The 15,426-nt window shown below is 64.3% G+C and carries 16 protein-coding genes and 1 tRNA gene; 11 read left to right on the plus strand and 6 right to left on the minus strand.

Annotated elements, in window-relative coordinates; all coding sequences use genetic code 11:
• Positions 1 to 91 precede the first annotated feature (91 nt).
• The 3 genes from rpsA to aroA form a co-directional block, all read right to left on the minus strand.
• On the minus strand, positions 92 to 1,801 hold the full coding sequence (rpsA, locus tag QA635_RS00470) for a 30S ribosomal protein S1 (protein ID WP_028337539.1): 1,710 nt from the start codon (positions 1,799 to 1,801) through the stop codon (positions 92 to 94).
• A gap of 394 nt (positions 1,802 to 2,195) precedes the next feature.
• Positions 2,196 to 2,825, minus strand: coding sequence for a (d)CMP kinase (gene cmk, locus QA635_RS00475; RefSeq protein WP_283066129.1), 630 nt, complete (start codon positions 2,823 to 2,825; stop codon positions 2,196 to 2,198).
• On the minus strand, positions 2,822 to 4,159 hold the full coding sequence (gene aroA, locus QA635_RS00480) for a 3-phosphoshikimate 1-carboxyvinyltransferase (RefSeq protein ID WP_283066131.1): 1,338 nt from the start codon (positions 4,157 to 4,159) through the stop codon (positions 2,822 to 2,824). The genes cmk and aroA overlap by 4 nt, the downstream gene beginning before the upstream one ends.
• A gap of 145 nt (positions 4,160 to 4,304) precedes the next feature.
• Between aroA and QA635_RS00485 the strand changes: the two genes are divergently transcribed.
• The 3 genes from QA635_RS00485 (at position 4,305) to QA635_RS00495 (ending at position 5,380) form a co-directional block, all read left to right on the plus strand.
• The gene (locus tag QA635_RS00485; protein ID WP_057020408.1) at positions 4,305 to 4,712 is read left to right on the plus strand and encodes a TIGR02300 family protein; all 408 of its coding nucleotides are present in this window, start codon (positions 4,305 to 4,307) and stop codon (positions 4,710 to 4,712) included.
• A gap of 95 nt (positions 4,713 to 4,807) precedes the next feature.
• Positions 4,808 to 4,883: transfer RNA gene (locus QA635_RS00490), tRNA-Ala, on the plus strand.
• 257 nt (positions 4,884 to 5,140) lie between these two features.
• Positions 5,141 to 5,380 (plus strand): GIY-YIG nuclease family protein, encoded by a 240-nt coding sequence (locus QA635_RS00495; RefSeq protein ID WP_283066133.1) that lies wholly within the window; start codon positions 5,141 to 5,143, stop codon positions 5,378 to 5,380.
• Positions 5,381 to 5,396: 16 nt separating this feature from the next.
• On the opposite strand, the gene QA635_RS00500 is transcribed toward QA635_RS00495, so the two are convergent.
• Positions 5,397 to 5,858 (minus strand): MarR family winged helix-turn-helix transcriptional regulator, encoded by a 462-nt coding sequence (locus QA635_RS00500; protein WP_028337536.1) that lies wholly within the window; start codon positions 5,856 to 5,858, stop codon positions 5,397 to 5,399.
• 168 nt (positions 5,859 to 6,026) lie between these two features.
• Here QA635_RS00500 and QA635_RS00505 point away from each other — a divergent pair, with 168 nt between their 5' ends.
• From QA635_RS00505 to QA635_RS00540, 8 genes are all read left to right on the plus strand, one after another.
• Positions 6,027 to 6,452 carry an organic hydroperoxide resistance protein gene (locus tag QA635_RS00505; RefSeq protein ID WP_026192038.1) on the plus strand — a complete coding sequence of 142 codons (426 nt, stop codon included), beginning with the start codon at positions 6,027 to 6,029 and terminating at the stop codon, positions 6,450 to 6,452.
• A gap of 189 nt (positions 6,453 to 6,641) precedes the next feature.
• Positions 6,642 to 7,847, plus strand: a complete 1,206-nt coding sequence (locus QA635_RS00510; protein ID WP_283066136.1) for a CaiB/BaiF CoA transferase family protein — start codon at positions 6,642 to 6,644, stop codon at positions 7,845 to 7,847.
• A gap of 290 nt (positions 7,848 to 8,137) precedes the next feature.
• On the plus strand, positions 8,138 to 9,454 hold the full coding sequence (gene ugpB, locus QA635_RS00515) for a sn-glycerol-3-phosphate ABC transporter substrate-binding protein UgpB (protein WP_028337533.1): 1,317 nt from the start codon (positions 8,138 to 8,140) through the stop codon (positions 9,452 to 9,454).
• 157 nt (positions 9,455 to 9,611) lie between these two features.
• Positions 9,612 to 10,493 (plus strand): sn-glycerol-3-phosphate ABC transporter permease UgpA, encoded by an 882-nt coding sequence (gene ugpA / locus QA635_RS00520; protein WP_283066138.1) that lies wholly within the window; start codon positions 9,612 to 9,614, stop codon positions 10,491 to 10,493.
• Positions 10,493 to 11,341 (plus strand): sn-glycerol-3-phosphate ABC transporter permease UgpE, encoded by an 849-nt coding sequence (gene ugpE / locus QA635_RS00525; RefSeq protein WP_283066140.1) that lies wholly within the window; start codon positions 10,493 to 10,495, stop codon positions 11,339 to 11,341. Before ugpA ends, ugpE begins: the two co-directional genes overlap by 1 nt.
• The gene (locus tag QA635_RS00530; RefSeq protein WP_092081087.1) at positions 11,341 to 12,423 is read left to right on the plus strand and encodes a sn-glycerol-3-phosphate import ATP-binding protein UgpC; all 1,083 of its coding nucleotides are present in this window, start codon (positions 11,341 to 11,343) and stop codon (positions 12,421 to 12,423) included. The genes ugpE and QA635_RS00530 overlap by 1 nt, the downstream gene beginning before the upstream one ends.
• A 170-nt stretch (positions 12,424 to 12,593) precedes the next feature.
• Entirely contained in the window at positions 12,594 to 13,019 is a 426-nt protein-coding gene (locus QA635_RS00535) for an Hsp20 family protein (RefSeq protein WP_021082592.1), read from the plus strand.
• Positions 13,020 to 13,069: 50 nt separating this feature from the next.
• Positions 13,070 to 13,339: a BQ00720 family protein gene (locus QA635_RS00540; RefSeq protein WP_016843536.1), complete on the plus strand. Its 270-nt coding sequence runs from the start codon at positions 13,070 to 13,072 to the stop codon at positions 13,337 to 13,339.
• 79 nt (positions 13,340 to 13,418) lie between these two features.
• Here the strand turns inward: QA635_RS00540 and QA635_RS00545 are convergent, their stop codons facing one another.
• Entirely contained in the window at positions 13,419 to 13,766 is a 348-nt protein-coding gene (locus QA635_RS00545; protein ID WP_283066146.1) for a DUF6665 family protein, read from the minus strand.
• Positions 13,767 to 13,872: 106 nt separating this feature from the next.
• Entirely contained in the window at positions 13,873 to 15,405 is a 1,533-nt protein-coding gene (locus QA635_RS00550; protein ID WP_283066147.1) for an AMP-binding protein, read from the minus strand.
• Between the last annotated feature and the right edge of the window lie 21 nt (positions 15,406 to 15,426).

Here is a 15,426-nt window from a genome sequence, read left to right on the forward strand (position 1 = left end):
CGCTTCGCTTCATCCGGGCTACGGATGCCCCAAAGCAAAGGGCCCCGGCTTGCGCCGGGGCCCCGATTGTTCGCTCAAATCGCGCGAACGCTTACTTGTCGGTGCCGCGGTTCTTCAGCGCGGTGCCGAGGATATCGCCAAGCGTCGCACCCGAGTCGGAGGAGCCGTACTGCGCGATGGCTTCCTTCTCTTCGGCGACTTCCAGCGCCTTGATCGAGACCTGCACCTTGCGGGCCTTCTTGTCGAACTGGATGACGCGGGCATCGACCTTCTCGCCGACGGCGAAGCGCTCGGCGCGCTGGTCGTTGCGGTCGCGGGCCAGCTCGGACCGCTTGATGAAGGTGGTGAACTCGGTGCCCGAAATCCGGACCTCGATGCCGCTCTCCTTCACTTCGAGCACTTCGCAGGTCACGACCGCGCCCTTCTTGACGTCGCCCGGCTCGGCGAAGGGGTCGCCTTCGAGCTGCTTGACGCCGAGCGAGATGCGCTCCTTCTCGACATCGACATCGAGCACCACGGCCTTGACCATGTCGCCCTTCTTGAAGTTGTCGATGACCTGCTCGCCCGGAAGCTTCCAGTCGAGGTCGGAGAGGTGGACCATGCCGTCGACATCGCCCTCGAGACCCAGGAACAGACCGAACTCGGTCTTGTTCTTGACCTCGCCCTCGACCACCGAACCAACCGGGAACTTCTCGACGAAGACTTCCCAGGGATTGCGCATGGTCTGCTTGAGACCGAGCGAGATGCGGCGCTTGACCGAATCCACTTCCAGCACCTGCACTTCGACTTCCTGCGAGGTCGAAACGATCTTGCCGGGGTGCATGTTCTTCTTGGTCCACGACATCTCGGAGACGTGGATCAGACCTTCGATGCCCGGCTCGAGCTCGACGAACGCGCCGTAGTCGGTGATGTTGGTGACGCGGCCGGTGAAGCGGGCACCCAGCGGGTACTTGCCTTCGATGCCCTGCCACGGATCATCCAGCAGCTGCTTCATGCCGAGCGAGATGCGGTGCGTCTCGTGGTTGATCTTGATGATCTTGACCTTCACGGTCTGGCCGATGGTCAGCACCTCGGTTGGGTGGTTGACGCGGCGCCAGGCGATATCGGTCACGTGCAGCAGGCCGTCGATGCCGCCGAGATCAACGAACGCACCGTAATCGGTGATGTTCTTGACCACGCCGTCGATCACCTGACCCTCTTCGAGGTTCTGCACCAGCTCCTGGCGCTGCTCGGCGCGGGTCTCTTCGAGAACCGTGCGGCGCGACACCACGATGTTGCCGCGGCGGCGGTCCATCTTGAGGATCTGGAACGGCTGCGAATTGTTCATCAGCGGCGCAACGTCGCGGATCGGACGAATGTCGACCTGCGAGCGCGGCAGGAAGGCCACCGCACCGTCGAGGTCGACCGTGAAGCCGCCCTTGACCTGGTTGAAGATGACGCCGTTGACCTTTTCGTTGTTCTGGAACGCCTTCTCGAGCTTGCCCCAGCTTTCCTCGCGGCGCGCCTTGTCGCGCGACAGCACGGCTTCGCCGAGCGCATTCTCGATACGGTCGAGGAACACCTCGACTTCGTCACCGACCTTGAGATCGCTTTCACGGCCGGGGCCGGCGAATTCGCGCAGCGCAACGCGACCTTCAGTCTTCAGGCCGACGTCGATGACGGCCATGTCCTTCTCAATTGCAACCACCTTGCCCTTGATGACCGAGCTTTCCTGCAAATTGCCGCCGGCAAAGGACTCATCAAGCATCGCCGCGAAGTCATCGCGGGTGGGAGTATAGGAAGACGCAGAATTCGAAACCATTTGTTCTCCAGATGCGGGATCTCGCCGGCCGTTCGGGTTGATGGGCGCACCGTGCGTGAAGTGTCGGGGTTCCGCAAACCCTGACGACCGCTCATTGCAGGAGGTGCAACAGCGGGCCGGCAGCAAGACTGCACGTTCGGTACGTATGATTGATCCGGAGCCTGAAACGAAAATATCGACTGCAAGACCTGGGAGCGGGCGTTCCTCCAGATGCGGCGTTGGTTTCGTTTGAGGAATAGTTCAAACCCATCGCCGGCCCGCTCAGACACGGCCTCGACATCGTCGATGCTGCTCCGAACGGCGCTGATATAGCCCTGCATGCGACTTTCGGCAAGCAGGAAATGCCCCATTTTGCTGGGTTTTCGGGCCGAAAGCGCCGCGACGGCCCGCGATTCTAGCGCCTGGCGCGCACAGCCTCGACGATGGCGATGGCGGCACGCACGCCGGCCTCGATATCGAGGTTCGAATTGTCCAGCGTGTGGGCGTCCGGAGCCGGCCGCAGAGGCGCAATCGCCCGGTTCTTGTCCCGCTCGTCGCGCTTGAGGATGTCGGCGAGCACCGCCTCTTCGTCGGCGTCCTCGCCGCGGGCGCGCGCCTCCAGCGTGCGCCGCCGTGCTCGCACGCGGGGGTCGGCGACCACGAAGATCTTCACGTCGGCATCCGGGCAGATCACGGTGCCGATGTCGCGTCCGTCCAGCACCGCACCGGGCGGATCGGCGGCGAACTGGCGCTGGAAGTTCACCAGCACCTCGCGAACCTGCGGAATCGCCGACACCACGGAGGCGGCATCGCCGACCTTCTGGGTCTTCAGGATCGGATTGCCGAACTTTTCGGGGTCGAGCTCGAGCGCCGCAGCCACGGCCAGCACCTCGTTGCTGAGCTCGGCACCAGCTTGAATCATCGCATAGGCCACCGCACGGTAGATCACGCCGGTGTCGAGATGACGATAGCCGTAGTGGTGGGCGAGCCGCTTGCCGAGCGTGCCCTTGCCCGAGGCGGCGGGTCCGTCGATGGCGATGATCATGCGAAATCAGCTCCGAGCGCGCGCATCATCGGGATGAAATCCGGAAAACTGGTGGCGATGAAGGCGGTATCGTCGATTTTCACCGGCCGATCGGAGGCGCAGCCCATCACGAGCGCCGACATCGCGATGCGGTGATCCATATGCGTGGCAACGAGGCCGCCGCCTGGAACATGGCCGCGGCCCTCGACGATCAGATCGTCGCCGGAGACCTCGACCTTGACGCCGTTGACCCGCAGCATGTCGGCGGTGGCTTCAAGGCGGTCGGATTCCTTGACGCGCAGCTCCTGCAGGCCGCGCATGATCGTGGTGCCCTCGGCGAAGGCGGCCGCGACCGCCAGCACCAGATACTCGTCGATCATCGACGGCGCGCGCTCCGGCGGCACTTCGACACCCTTCAGCTTCGAGGCGCGCACGCGCAGCTGCGCCATCGGCTCGCCGGCATCGCCGCGCACATCGCTCTCCTCGATCGAGGCGCCCATCTCGCGCAGCGTGGTGAACAGGCCGGTGCGCAGCGGATTGGTCATCACGTCGGAGAACACGACATCGGAACCTGCGACGATCAGCGCGGCCACGATCGGGAATGACGCGGAGGACGGATCGGCGGGCACCACGACGCTGGCGCCGTGCAGCTCGGGCTCGCCGTGCAGCGAGATTCGCCTGCCGTGGCTGCCCTCCTTCTCCGAGGAGATCTCGGCGCCGAAATGCTTCAGCATCAGCTCGGTGTGGTCGCGGCTCGCCTCCTGCTCGATCACGGTGGTGATACCGGGCGCGGAAAGCCCCGCCAGCAACACTGCGGACTTGATCTGGGCCGAGGCGACCGGCGTCTTGTAGACGATCGGCACCGGATAGCGGGCGCCGTGCAGGGTGAGCGGCAGCCGGCCGCCCTCCCTGATGTCGCTGGTTCGGGCGCCCATCAGCTCCAGCGGGTCGAGGATGCGGCGCATCGGCCGCGAGCGCAGCGAGGCGTCGCCGTCGAAAATGGCGGCGATCGGGCAGCCGGCCACCGCGCCCATCACCAGCCGGCAGCCGGTGCCGGAGTTGCCGAAATCGAGCGGCGCGGCAGGCTGGGCGAAGCCGCCGACCCCGACGCCGGACACCGACCAGGTAAACGGCGCCGTCCGCTCCACTTTGGCGCCCAAGGCACGCATGGATTTGGCGGTGTTGAGGACGTCCTCGCCCTCCAGGAGGCCGGAAATGCGGGTTTCGCCGACCGAAAGCGCCCCCAGGATCAGGGCGCGGTGGGAAATCGATTTGTCGCCGGGAACGCGGACCGTGCCGGCCAGGGGGCCGCACGCGCGCGATTCCAGCGAGGTCGGGGTGTCAGAATGGGCCAAGATTGTGTCCTCTCGCGTCGCGGCAGGTATCACATAGGCAACACCGCGTCACGCGCCCGTCAAATGCGCGCAGACCGCTATTGACAGCGGCTCCTCAACTAGCCAAGTGAAGCTCCGTTTTTCAGGAAAATTCTGGGATTACCACGTGGCCAAGTCCGAGCTCGGAACCAAGCGCATTTGCCCGACCACGGGCAAGAAGTTCTACGACCTCAACAAGAATCCGGTGATCTCGCCCTATACCGGCGAAGTCGTGCCGATCGCGCCGATCGCCCCGCCGCGGGGCCGGGGCGCCACCGTCAGTTCGCCTGCGACCGCAGCCGACATGCCGGAGCCCGCCGAGGCCGAGGAGATGGTCTCGCTCGAGGAGGCCGATGCCGAGGAGAACACCGGGAAGGTCAAGGCCCAGGTTCCCGAATCCGAGGACGATATCGAGGTCGATGAGACCATCGACGACGATGACGACGACGATTCGACCTTCATCGCCGACGAGGAAGAGGGCGATGAGGACGTCACCGACATCATTGGTGACGTCGGAGGCGACGAAGAGACTTGAGATCGGCGCCGATCTATGATCAACGGTGCTGCCGCGCGAGTCGTCTAGGCCGCGCGGACCGGGATTGATCCCCCAGGATCATCCCAACGGGATAAGGGGCCATAGCTCAGCTGGGAGAGCGCTTGCATGGCATGCAAGAGGTCGGCGGTTCGATCCCGCCTGGCTCCACCACGCTTCGCCCTTCGGGCTACGCGTGGCGCAGCCACGAGTTGCCCGAAGGGCGAAGCGTGGTGTCCGGCGTAGCCCGAAGGGCGAAGACGGACTGGATCAACTGGCCGACTTATCTTATTAGTAACTGCGATGCGCTACGTGGTACGCGTGGCGCAGCCACGAGTTGCCTGAAGGGCGAAGCGTGGTGTCCGGCGTAGCCCGAAGGGCGAAGACGGACTGCCAAGGGCTCTACTCCCGTCCGGCTTCAGTGGATGCGAATGTGGTACGTCTACATCCTCCGCAGCATCAACTTCCCTGATCAGGAATATGTCGGCGCGACCGAAGATCTGAAGCGCCGGATTCCTGAGCACAACGCCGGCAAATCGGCGCACACCTCAAAATTTATGCCGTGGGACTTGGTCTGGTACTGCGCATTTCCCGACAAGTACAAAGCGTTGGCGTTCGAGAAATATCTCAAATCCCACTCCGGCCGCGCCTTCGCCAAGAAACGCCTCTAACCGCCCCGCCCGCCCCCTACTCCCCCAGCACCGCATTCAGCCGGTCGCGCAGCGCGACGATCTCGTCCTTCATCGCCATCAGTTCGCCGACGGTGCAGTCCGAGGCCGCGAGGATCGACTGCGGCACGGCCTTGGCCTTTTCGCGCAGCGCGTGGCCCTGCGGCGTCAGCGCGATCAGCACCACCCGCTCGTCCGCGGTGCTGCGGGTCCGCCTGATCAACTCCGCCGCCTCCAGCCGCTTCAGGAGCGGCGTCAGCGTGCCGGAATCCAGGAACAGGCGCTCGCCGAGGTCCTTCACCGCGACGTCGTCGCGCTCCCACAGCGCCAGCATCACGAGATACTGCGGATAGGTCAGCCCGAGCCGGTCGAGCAGCGGCTTGTAGACGCGGTTGAAGGCGTGCGCGGTCGAATAGACCGCAAAGCAGATCTGATTGTCGAGCCGCAGCGCCTGATCCGCGGCCGTCGGTTTCCTGGCCATGATTCCCATCGAATCCATCTCGTTTCCGGGTCATTCTGGGCTCACGGGACCGCGGATTCAATTGCGAACAATTAAATGTGAGACCGCATATTTTATATTGTGCGCAATCTATTTGCGTGCAATACATGCGTCATCGAATTCAAGCCCAACCCACCAAGGGAGACCACGATGTCTGTGAACGTGCTCTACAAGACCAGCGCCAAGGCAACCGGCGGCCGCGACGGCCATGCGGCGACGCTCGACGGCGCACTCGACGTCAAGCTCACGACCCCGAAGGAGCTCGGTGGCGGCGGCGGTGCCGGCAACAATCCGGAGCAGCTGTTCGCGGCCGGCTATGCCGCCTGCTTCATCGGCGCGATGAAGTTCGTGGCCTCGCAGGGCGGCCCCAAGGTTCCCGCCGACGCCTCGGTGACCTCGACGGTCGGCATCGGCCCGCGCTCGGAAGGCGGCTTCGGCCTCGCCGTCGAGCTCGCGGTGTCGCTGCCCGGCCTTGCGCGCAACGATGCCGAAGCGCTGGTCGAGAAGGCCCACCAGGTGTGCCCCTATTCCAACGCGACCCGCGGCAATGTCGACGTCAAGCTGAGCGTCGTCTAGTTCCACATCACGCAATGGTCCGCCGCGACACGTGGCGGACCATTGCTCTTTCAGCGGCTGGTTCGCTTGGCGAACGCATGCGCCGCCTGCTGCATGGGCCTGCGCCGACGGAAGCATTGCTGCCCCGGCTGAAGACCGTTAGCTCTGGGACCCTCGTTATCTGATCCCAACTGAGCGAAGGTTGTTTCCATGAATACCCCAGCGGCTACGGGCGCGATGAGCGGCCTGCGCGTGATCGATCTGACGCGCGTGCTCGGCGGTCCGTATTGCACCCAGATTCTCGCCGACCACGGCGCCGACGTGATCAAGGTCGAGCCGCCCGCCGGCGACGAGGTGCGCGACTGGGGTCCTCCGTTCCATGACGAGGACGCGGCCTATTTCGTCGGCATCAACCGCAACAAGCGCTCGATCGGCCTCGACCTCGCTTCCGAGGGCGGACGCGCGGTGCTGATGAAGATGCTCGAGACCGCCGACGTGCTGATCGAGAATTTCAAGCCGGGCACGCTCGACAAATGGGGCATCGGCAACGACGTGCTGCGCGCGAAATTTCCGCGCCTCGTGCATTGCCGGATCTCCGGCTTCGGCGCCGACGGCCCGCGCGGCGGCAATCCCGGCTATGACGCGATCATCCAGGCGATGACCGGCATGATCGCGGCGACCGGCTCGCCGGAGAGCGGTCCGATGCGGATCGGCGTGCCGCTGGTCGACATCACCACCGGGCTCTACGCCACGATCGGCATCCTGATGGCGCTGTCGGAGCGGCAGCGCTCAGGGCTCGGCCAGTTCATCGAGACGACGCTGTACGAGACCGGGCTCGCGATCATGCATCCGCACACCGCGAACTACTTCATGCATGGCAAGCCGCCGTCGCTCACCGGCAACGAGCATCCCAACCTCGTTCCTTACGCGATCTTCCCGACCAAGACCGACAACATCTTCATCGGCGTCGGCAATGACGGAACCTTCCGCAAGCTCGCCAAGGAGATTGGCAAGCCCGAACTCGGCACCGACCCGCGCTTTGCCCGCAACAAGGACCGCATCGCCAACCGCGATGCGCTGCGCGTCGAACTGGCCGCGGTGTTCAGCCAGCACGAGGCCGAGCCGCTGTGCAATCGGCTGCTCGCCGCCGGCCTGCCGGCCGGCCCGGTGCAGAAGATCGACCAGGCGCTGACCAACCCGCACACCATTCATCGCGGCGACGTCATCGAGAAGGATTGGTACAAGGGCGTCGCCTCGCCGATCCGCCTCGAACGCACCAAGCCGAACCTGCGCCGTACGCCGCCGAAGTTCAGCCAGCACGCCGCGGAAGTGCTTGGCGAGTTCGGCTACTCGAAGGACGAGATCAACGGCCTGGTTGAAAAAGGCGTGGTCTGCGGTCCCCAGCGCAAGCGCTAAAGACGTTTTCGAGCCCGTCCCGCACGTGATGCGGGATGGGCACCGGTTCGCGTCAGGACAAAGCTGGAGCGTCGGCCCGTCTCGAACCGGCCGACGCATCAACACTGCGGTGCAACGTCGCGGCCGGCGTTGCACCGCACGGATGCGGCTGCGGTCTTCGCCTTTTTTACCGCTTCCCTTCGCTTCGGCTTCCCCCCTACCATGACTTTCGTTTATACGGTCATTTGAACGTCATCCGGCGCTGATAACGCGCGCAACGAAAGATGATGTTCCAATTGGGAGGGGTTTTGATGTTCTTTCGACGACTAGGCGCTGCCGCGGCAGCCGCTGCCGCGCTCGCATTCGCGTCGCCCGCGTTCGCGGTGACCGAGATCCAGTGGTGGCACGCGATGACCGGCGCCAACAACGACGTCATCGTCAAGCTGGCCAACGACTTCAACGCCTCGCAATCCGACTACAAGGTGATCCCGACCTACAAGGGCGGCTATGCCGACACCATGAACGCCGGCATCGCCGCGTTCCGCGCCGGCAACGCGCCGCATATCATGCAGGTGTTCGAGGTCGGCACCGCGACGATGATGGCCGCCACCGGCGCCGTCAAGCCGGTCTACAAGCTGATGGCCGACGCCGGCGAGAAGTTCGATCCGGGCGTCTATCTGCCCGCGATCACCGGCTACTACTCGACCTCCAAGGGCGAGATGCTGTCGTTCCCCTTCAACTCGTCGTCGACGGTGATGTGGATCAATCTCGATGCGCTGAAGAAGGCCAACATCGCGGAGATTCCGAAGACCTGGCCGCAAGTGTTCGACGACGCCAAGAAGCTGAAGGCAGCCGGCTATAACACCTGCGGCTTCTCCGGCTCGTGGGTCACCTGGGTCAATCTCGAACAGCTCTCGGCCTGGCACAATGTGCCGCTCGCCAGCAAGGCCAACGGCCTCGACGGCTTCGACACCGTGCTCGAATTCAACGGCCCGCTGCAGGTCAAGCATCTCGAGAACCTCGTCGAGCTGCAGAAGGACAAGACCTACGACTATGCCGGCCGCACCAACACCGGCGAAGGCCGCTTCACCTCGGGCGAATGCCCGATCTACCTGACCTCTTCGGCGTTCTTCGGCAACGTCAAGGCGCAGGCCAAGTTCAACTTCACCGCAGCACCGATGCCGTATTATCCCGACGCCAAGGGCGCGCCGCAGAACTCGATCATCGGCGGCGCCTCGCTCTGGGTGATGGGCGGCAAGTCGGCCGAGGAATACAAGGGCGTGGCCAAGTTCCTGACCTTCCTCTCGGACACCGACCGCCAGGTCTGGATCCACAAGGCCTCGGGCTATCTGCCGATCACCAAGGCCGCCTATGCCAAGGCCAAGGAAGAAGGCTTCTACAAGGACCAGCCCTATCTCGAGACCCCGCTGCTCGAGCTCACCAACAAGGAGCCGACCGCGAATTCCCGCGGTCTGCGCCTCGGCAACATGGTGCAGCTGCGCGACATGTGGTCGGAGGAGATCGAGCAGGCGCTGGCCGGCAAGAAGACCGCCAAGCAGGCGCTGGACGCCGCCGTCGAGCGCGGCAACCAGATGCTGCGGCAGTTTGAAAAGACCGCCGTCCGCTGACATGATGCCTTCGGGCACGATCCGGAAAAGCGCGAAGCGGTTTTCCACCATGCCCAGATGACAAGCTAAAGCGCGATGACGATCCAACCTCATCTCATCGCGCTTTAGGGCGATCAACCGGCGGGCCGCATCCGCGGCCTGCCCTTCTTCCGAGCCCATGCAAAAGCAAGCGATTTTCCAGTCAAAGCTATTGCCTTACGCGCTGGTTGCCCCGCAACTCGCGATCGTCCTGATCTTTTTCTACTGGCCGGCCGTGCAGGCGGTGATCCAGTCCTTCCTGCTGCAGGACGCTTTCGGTCTCTCCACCAGCTTCGTCTGGTTCGAGAACTATCTCGAGCTGTTCAAGGAGCCGGCCTATTTCGAGGCGATCGTCCGAACCTTCGTGTTCTCGTTCGCGATCGCGGTCTCATCGCTGTCCTTCGCGCTGCTGCTCGCTGTCATGGCTGACAGGCCACTGCGCGGCTCGACGCTGTATCGCACGCTGCTGATCTGGCCCTATGCGGTGGCCCCGCCGGTGGTCGGCGTGCTCTGGGTGTTCATGCTGCACCCCTCGCTCGGCGTGCTGTCGCGCTATCTGCGCGCCATGGGCATCGACTGGAATCCGCTGCTCGACGGCAACCAGGCGGCAGCCCTGATCATCCTCGCCGCGGCCTGGAAGCAGATCTCCTACAATTTCCTGTTCTTCCTCGCCGGGCTGCAGAGCATCCCGAAGAGCGTGATCGAGGCCGCCGCGATCGACGGCGCCCGGCCGATGCGGCGGTTCTGGACCGTGATCTTCCCGCTGTTGTCGCCGACCATCTTCTTCCTCTTGGTCATCAACATCGTCTACGCCTTCTTCGACACTTTCGGCATCATCGACACCATGACCCGCGGCGGTCCCGGCAAGGCGACCGAGACGCTGGTCTACAAGGTCTATACGGACGGCCTGCTCGGCGGCAATCTCGGCTCGTCGGCGGCGCAGTCGGTCATCCTGATGGTCATCGTCGTCATGCTGACGGCGATCCAGTTCCGCTTCGTCGAACGCAAGGTGACCTACTGATGGTCGAGGAGGAAGGCTTCCAGCGCTACCTGGCTCACGCCATCCTGTGGATCGGGATCGCGATCGTCGCCTTCCCGGTCTATCTCGCGCTGGTCGCCTCGACCCAGGACAACGCCGTCATCGCCAACGGCCAGATGTCGCTGCTGCCCGGCGGCCATTTCCTCCAGACCTACTACCAGACGCTGTTTGTCGGCACGAGCGGCTCGACCCGCGAGCCGGTGCTGAACATGATGCTGAACTCGCTGGTCATGGCGCTCTTGATCGCGGTCGGCAAAATCGCGATCTCGATCATCTCGGCCTACGCGATCGTGTATTTCCGGTTTCCGTTCCGGATGGCGATCTTCTGGATCATCTTCATCACCTTGATGCTGCCGGTCGAGGTACGCATCTATCCGACCTACAAGATCGTCGCCGATCTGCATCTGCTCGACAGCTATGCCGGCCTGTCGCTGCCGCTGATTGCGTCAGCGACCGCGACGCTGCTGTTCCGCCAGTTCTTCATGACCGTGCCGGATGAATTGCTGGAGGCTTCCCGCATCGACGGCGCAGGCCCGTTCCGCTTCTTCTGGGATACGCTGCTGCCGCTGTCGCGCACCAACATGGCCGCGCTGTTCGTGATCCTCTTCATCCTCGGCTGGAATCAGTACCTCTGGCCGTTGTTAATCACGACGCGCGACGACATGCAGACCATCCAGGTCGGCATCCGCAAGATGATCACGACGACCGATGCGCTGACCGAATGGCCGATCGTGATGGCGACCGCGTTGCTCGCGATGCTGCCGCCGGTGTTCGTCGTCGTCGTGATGCAGAAACTGTTCGTGCGCGGATTGGTGGAGACGGAAAAGTAATGGCTAACGTCACACTGCGCAGCGTCCGCAAGACCTATCCCGGCGGCTTCGAGGCCATCAAGGGCGTCGATGTCGACGTCGGCGACGGCCAGTTCTGCGTGCTGGTCGGCCCATCCGGCTGCGGCAAGTCCACGCTGCTCCGCATGGTCGCGGGGCTCGAGACCATCACCGGCGGCGAGATCGACATCGGCGGCCGCGTCGTCAACCAGGTCGAGCCTGCTGATCGCGACATCGCGATGGTGTTCCAGAACTACGCGCTCTATCCGCATATGAGCGTCTACAACAACATGGCCTACGGCCTGCGCAACCGCGGCATGGCCGAGGCCGAGATCAAGACCCGCGTCGAGGAAGCCGCGCGCGTCCTCGAGCTCTCGCCGATGCTGGAGCGCAAGCCGCGCCAGCTTTCCGGCGGCCAGCGCCAGCGCGTCGCGATGGGCCGCGCCATCGTGCGCCAGCCGAAAGTGTTCCTGTTCGACGAGCCGCTGTCGAACCTCGACGCCAAGCTGCGCATCGCGATGCGGGTCGAGATCCGCAAGCTGCAGCGCCGGCTCAACACCACATCGATCTACGTCACCCACGACCAGCTCGAGGCGATGACGCTCGCCGACATCCTCGTCGTCATGAACGGCGGGCAGGTCGAGCAGATCGGTAATCCGCTGGACATCTACCAGAAGCCGGCGACCACCTTCGTCGCCTCCTTCATCGGCGCGCCGCCGATGAACCTGATGCCGCTGCGTGCGGACGAGCTGAAGTCCCAGATCACGGGCGCCGACGGCGCCGGCATTGTCGGGATCCGGCCGGAGGATTTCGTGATCTCGAGCGAGACCGGATCCGGCGGCGTCGCGCTTGGCCTCACGGTCGAGGCGATCGAGCATGTCGGCGCCGAGACCTTCGTCTATGGCAGCCGCCAGCGCGAGGAGCAGGGCGTTGCCACCAATCCGGGCGAGCTGCCGCCCGGCGAGGTGATCGTCCGGGTTCCCGGCGTCTCGGGTCCCGCCATCGGCGAACGGATCCGGGCCGTCGCCCCCCGCGACAAGCTGCATCTTTTTACCGCCGACGGCCGCAAGCGCGTCGGGGAGTAACCGATCGGGAAGAATTTACCCCCATGTTGCGGGCGTTTAGGCTGGTTTCGGGGCTGCTTGAACGCTATCCAGATCGCCCCCATATCCCTCACTGACCGGAGGCCAGACGGCCCGCCGGTTGCATGGGGCGCCGCAAGGGCCCCTCAAAGTCGCTTCGAGAGGACTTTGTAATGTCTCGTGTTCCATCGTTGTCTAGTCCGTTCCTTCTGGGATTCGACGAGATCGAGCGTGCGCTCGACCGCGTCGTGAAGGGCGCCGACGGCTATCCTCCGTATAACATCGAGCGGTGCGACCGTACCAACGGGCAGCCTGAGCGGCTGCGCATCACCTTGGCGGTGGCGGGCTTCACCCGCGACCAACTCGATGTAACTATTGAGGAAAATCAGCTCGTCATCCGCGGCCGCCAGCAGGACGACAAGGCTCGGCAATACATCCATCGCGGCATCGCCGCGCGCCACTTCCAGCGCACCTTCGTGCTGGCGGAGGGGATGCAGGTGCTGGGCGCGGATCTGAAGAACGGGTTGTTGTCGATTGACCTGGCCAGGCCGGAACCTGAACGGGTCATTAAGACAATCGCTATCAATGAGCACGAATAATAGAAACAACGAGCGGACTCGACCGCTTATCTGACTGAGGAGTCGAGACCATGAGTGAACTGAGTACCACCACCATCGAATCCGAGAGCGTCACGCCGGAAGCGCTGGCCCATCTGGGCGAAGGTCATATCGCCTATGTGAAGCAGGTCCGCTCCGAGGACGTGCCGGATCTCTTTCCGCAGGCGCCGAAGATCGCGCCGGGCCTCAAACTGTTCGCACTGCACGCCGCCGACGGCACGCCGATCATGCTGACCGACAGCCGCGAAGCCGCGGTCGCGAACGCATGGAGCAACGAGTTGCAGGCCGTCAGCGTCCACTGACGCAAATCTACGGCTGAATTCAGCATCCGCGAATTCAATGCGCGGGCAGGCCTCGACACCGAGGCGGCCCGCGCATTTTTTATGGCGATGAGGTCGACGTGGCGAGCATCGGGCCCATGCTGAGCTGCACCTCGCCGGGCACGTTGTAGTCGCGCATCAGCATGCGGTTGTTGCGCAGCCCGCAGGCCTCCCGCTGCACCACGAACATCCAGAGCGCATGGCCGGCCTCCCGCACCAGGAGGCGCCGTGCCTGCTGTGTGGGCGCAGGTGCTTCGGTGTGCGGATGGGCGGCATCGAACTCGCGCAGCCTGGCGAGCGCCTGTTCCAGCGCGCGGCCCATGCGGCCGAGCGCACTCGCCCTCTCTTCGGCGAGCTCGTAAGCGAGAACGTCGACGGGAACGCGATCAAGGCGAAAATCGCGGGACATCGGTCATCCCTGGTTCGCACACGCGATGTTGCGCGCGTCCGTCTTCTGGCGTCGCCGGCTGGTTGTCAATACATGTTCAGGACAAGGCACTTTCGCGCGAAGCGGATCAGAACCGCGGCTCCAGTCGCTTGCGGATGTCCGGCTTCAGCACCTTGCCGACCTTGGAACGCGGCAGATCGTCCCAGACCTCGATCTGCTTCGGCGTCTTGATGCTGCCGATCTGCTGCTTGACGAAGGCGGCGAGCGCGGTCGCATCGACAGTGTGGCCGACGCGCGGCTGCACCACGGCGACGATCCGCTCGCCCCATTTGTCGTCGGGCAATCCGATGACGGCGCAATCCTGCACCGCCTCGTGGGCGCGCAACGCGTTCTCGACCTCGATCGAATACACGTTGAAGCCGCCGGTGATGATCATGTCCTTGGCGCGATCGACGATATAGAGATAGCCGTCGCCGTCGATGTAGCCGATATCGCCGGTGTGGTGCCAGCCATGCGCCGAAGCCTCGCGCGTGGCCTCGGGGTTCTTGTAGTAGCCTTCCATGACAAGCGAACCGCGCACCACGATCTCGCCGCGCGATCCCGCCGGCAACAGCTTGCCGTCGCCATCCATGATGCCGGCCTGCACCAGCGGGCCGATCCGCCCGGCGGACGGGAGTCGCTCCATCGCGATGCTGCCGTCCGGATTGTAGTGATCGGCGGGCGGCATCATCGAAATCATCATCGGCGCCTCGGTCTGGCCGAACAGCTGCGCCATCGGCCCGATCCGCTTCAGGGCTTCGGCGAGCCGCGTCGCCGAGATCGGTGCTGCGCCGTACCAGAAACATTGCAGCGAGCTGCGATCGGCCGCATCGAGCCCGGGATGATCGAGCAGCATGTAGATCACGGTCGGCGGCAGGAAGGTATGGGTGACGCGATAGCGCGCGATCAGCGCCAGGAACTCGCCGATGTCAGGGTGGTGCATGATCACGACGCGGCCGCCCAGCGTCATGATGGGGAAACAGAGCACGCCGGCGGCATGCGTCAGCGGCGCCAGCGCGAGATAAATCGGACGGCCCTTGAACGGGTAGCCCATCAGGGTCAGCGCGGTCATCGCCTCGATGTTGCGTCCCGACAGCATCACGCCCTTCGGCTTGCCGGTGGTGCCGCCGGTGCCCGGGATCATCGCGAGATCGTCGATCGTGGCGCGCTGATAGACATCGTCGGCGAGCCCGCCGAGCCAGCGGTCGAATGACGGCGCGAACGGCAGCTCGGCGTCGAGACAGACCAGCGCACGCAGCTTGGGCAGGTCCTGCCGGACCGCCTCGACCATCGGCGCAAAGCTCGAATGAAACAGCAGCAGGCTGCAATCGAACTGATCGAGGATGAACTTGTTCTCAGGCGCCTCGTTGCGCGGATTGATCGGACACCACACGGCAGCCGCGCGCGAGATGCCGAACACGCAGGCGAAGGCGAGCGGATCGTTGCCGGACAGGATCGCGACCTTCTCGCCGGGAGCGATGCCCGACCGGTCGAGCCCGCGCGCGATCCGGTAGCTCAGCCGCTGCACCTCGCCATAGCTGAGGTCGCGTCCGTCCATCGTGAGGCATGGCGCGTCAGCGCCGAGCGAGGCACCCTTATCGAGATAATCGATGAAGCGCATGGCAGGTCTCGCGCAAGGGGC

It is taken from the genome of Bradyrhizobium brasilense (genome assembly GCF_029714345.1).
In the GTDB taxonomy this organism is placed as follows: domain Bacteria; phylum Pseudomonadota; class Alphaproteobacteria; order Rhizobiales; family Xanthobacteraceae; genus Bradyrhizobium; species Bradyrhizobium australafricanum.

Excerpts from the sequence above, each read along its gene's own strand:
- rpsA (WP_028337539.1), bottom strand. The coding sequence starts at position 1,801 with ATGGTTTCGAATTCTGCGTCTTCCTATACTCCCACCCGCGATGACTTC.
- QA635_RS00530 (WP_092081087.1), top strand. The coding sequence starts at position 11,341 with ATGGCTAACGTCACACTGCGCAGCGTCCGCAAGACCTATCCCGGCGGC.
- QA635_RS00505 (WP_026192038.1), top strand. The coding sequence starts at position 6,027 with ATGTCTGTGAACGTGCTCTACAAGACCAGCGCCAAGGCAACCGGCGGC.
- QA635_RS00550 (WP_283066147.1), bottom strand. The coding sequence starts at position 15,405 with ATGCGCTTCATCGATTATCTCGATAAGGGTGCCTCGCTCGGCGCTGAC.
- QA635_RS00545 (WP_283066146.1), bottom strand. The coding sequence starts at position 13,766 with ATGTCCCGCGATTTTCGCCTTGATCGCGTTCCCGTCGACGTTCTCGCT.
- ugpE (WP_283066140.1), top strand. The coding sequence starts at position 10,493 with ATGGTCGAGGAGGAAGGCTTCCAGCGCTACCTGGCTCACGCCATCCTG.
- ugpA (WP_283066138.1), top strand. The coding sequence starts at position 9,612 with ATGCAAAAGCAAGCGATTTTCCAGTCAAAGCTATTGCCTTACGCGCTG.
- QA635_RS00540 (WP_016843536.1), top strand. The coding sequence starts at position 13,070 with ATGAGTGAACTGAGTACCACCACCATCGAATCCGAGAGCGTCACGCCG.
- QA635_RS00510 (WP_283066136.1), top strand. The coding sequence starts at position 6,642 with ATGAATACCCCAGCGGCTACGGGCGCGATGAGCGGCCTGCGCGTGATC.
- QA635_RS00500 (WP_028337536.1), bottom strand. The coding sequence starts at position 5,858 with ATGGCCAGGAAACCGACGGCCGCGGATCAGGCGCTGCGGCTCGACAAT.
- QA635_RS00535 (WP_021082592.1), top strand. The coding sequence starts at position 12,594 with ATGTCTCGTGTTCCATCGTTGTCTAGTCCGTTCCTTCTGGGATTCGAC.
- cmk (WP_283066129.1), bottom strand. The coding sequence starts at position 2,825 with ATGATCATCGCCATCGACGGACCCGCCGCCTCGGGCAAGGGCACGCTC.
- ugpB (WP_028337533.1), top strand. The coding sequence starts at position 8,138 with ATGTTCTTTCGACGACTAGGCGCTGCCGCGGCAGCCGCTGCCGCGCTC.
- QA635_RS00495 (WP_283066133.1), top strand. The coding sequence starts at position 5,141 with ATGTGGTACGTCTACATCCTCCGCAGCATCAACTTCCCTGATCAGGAA.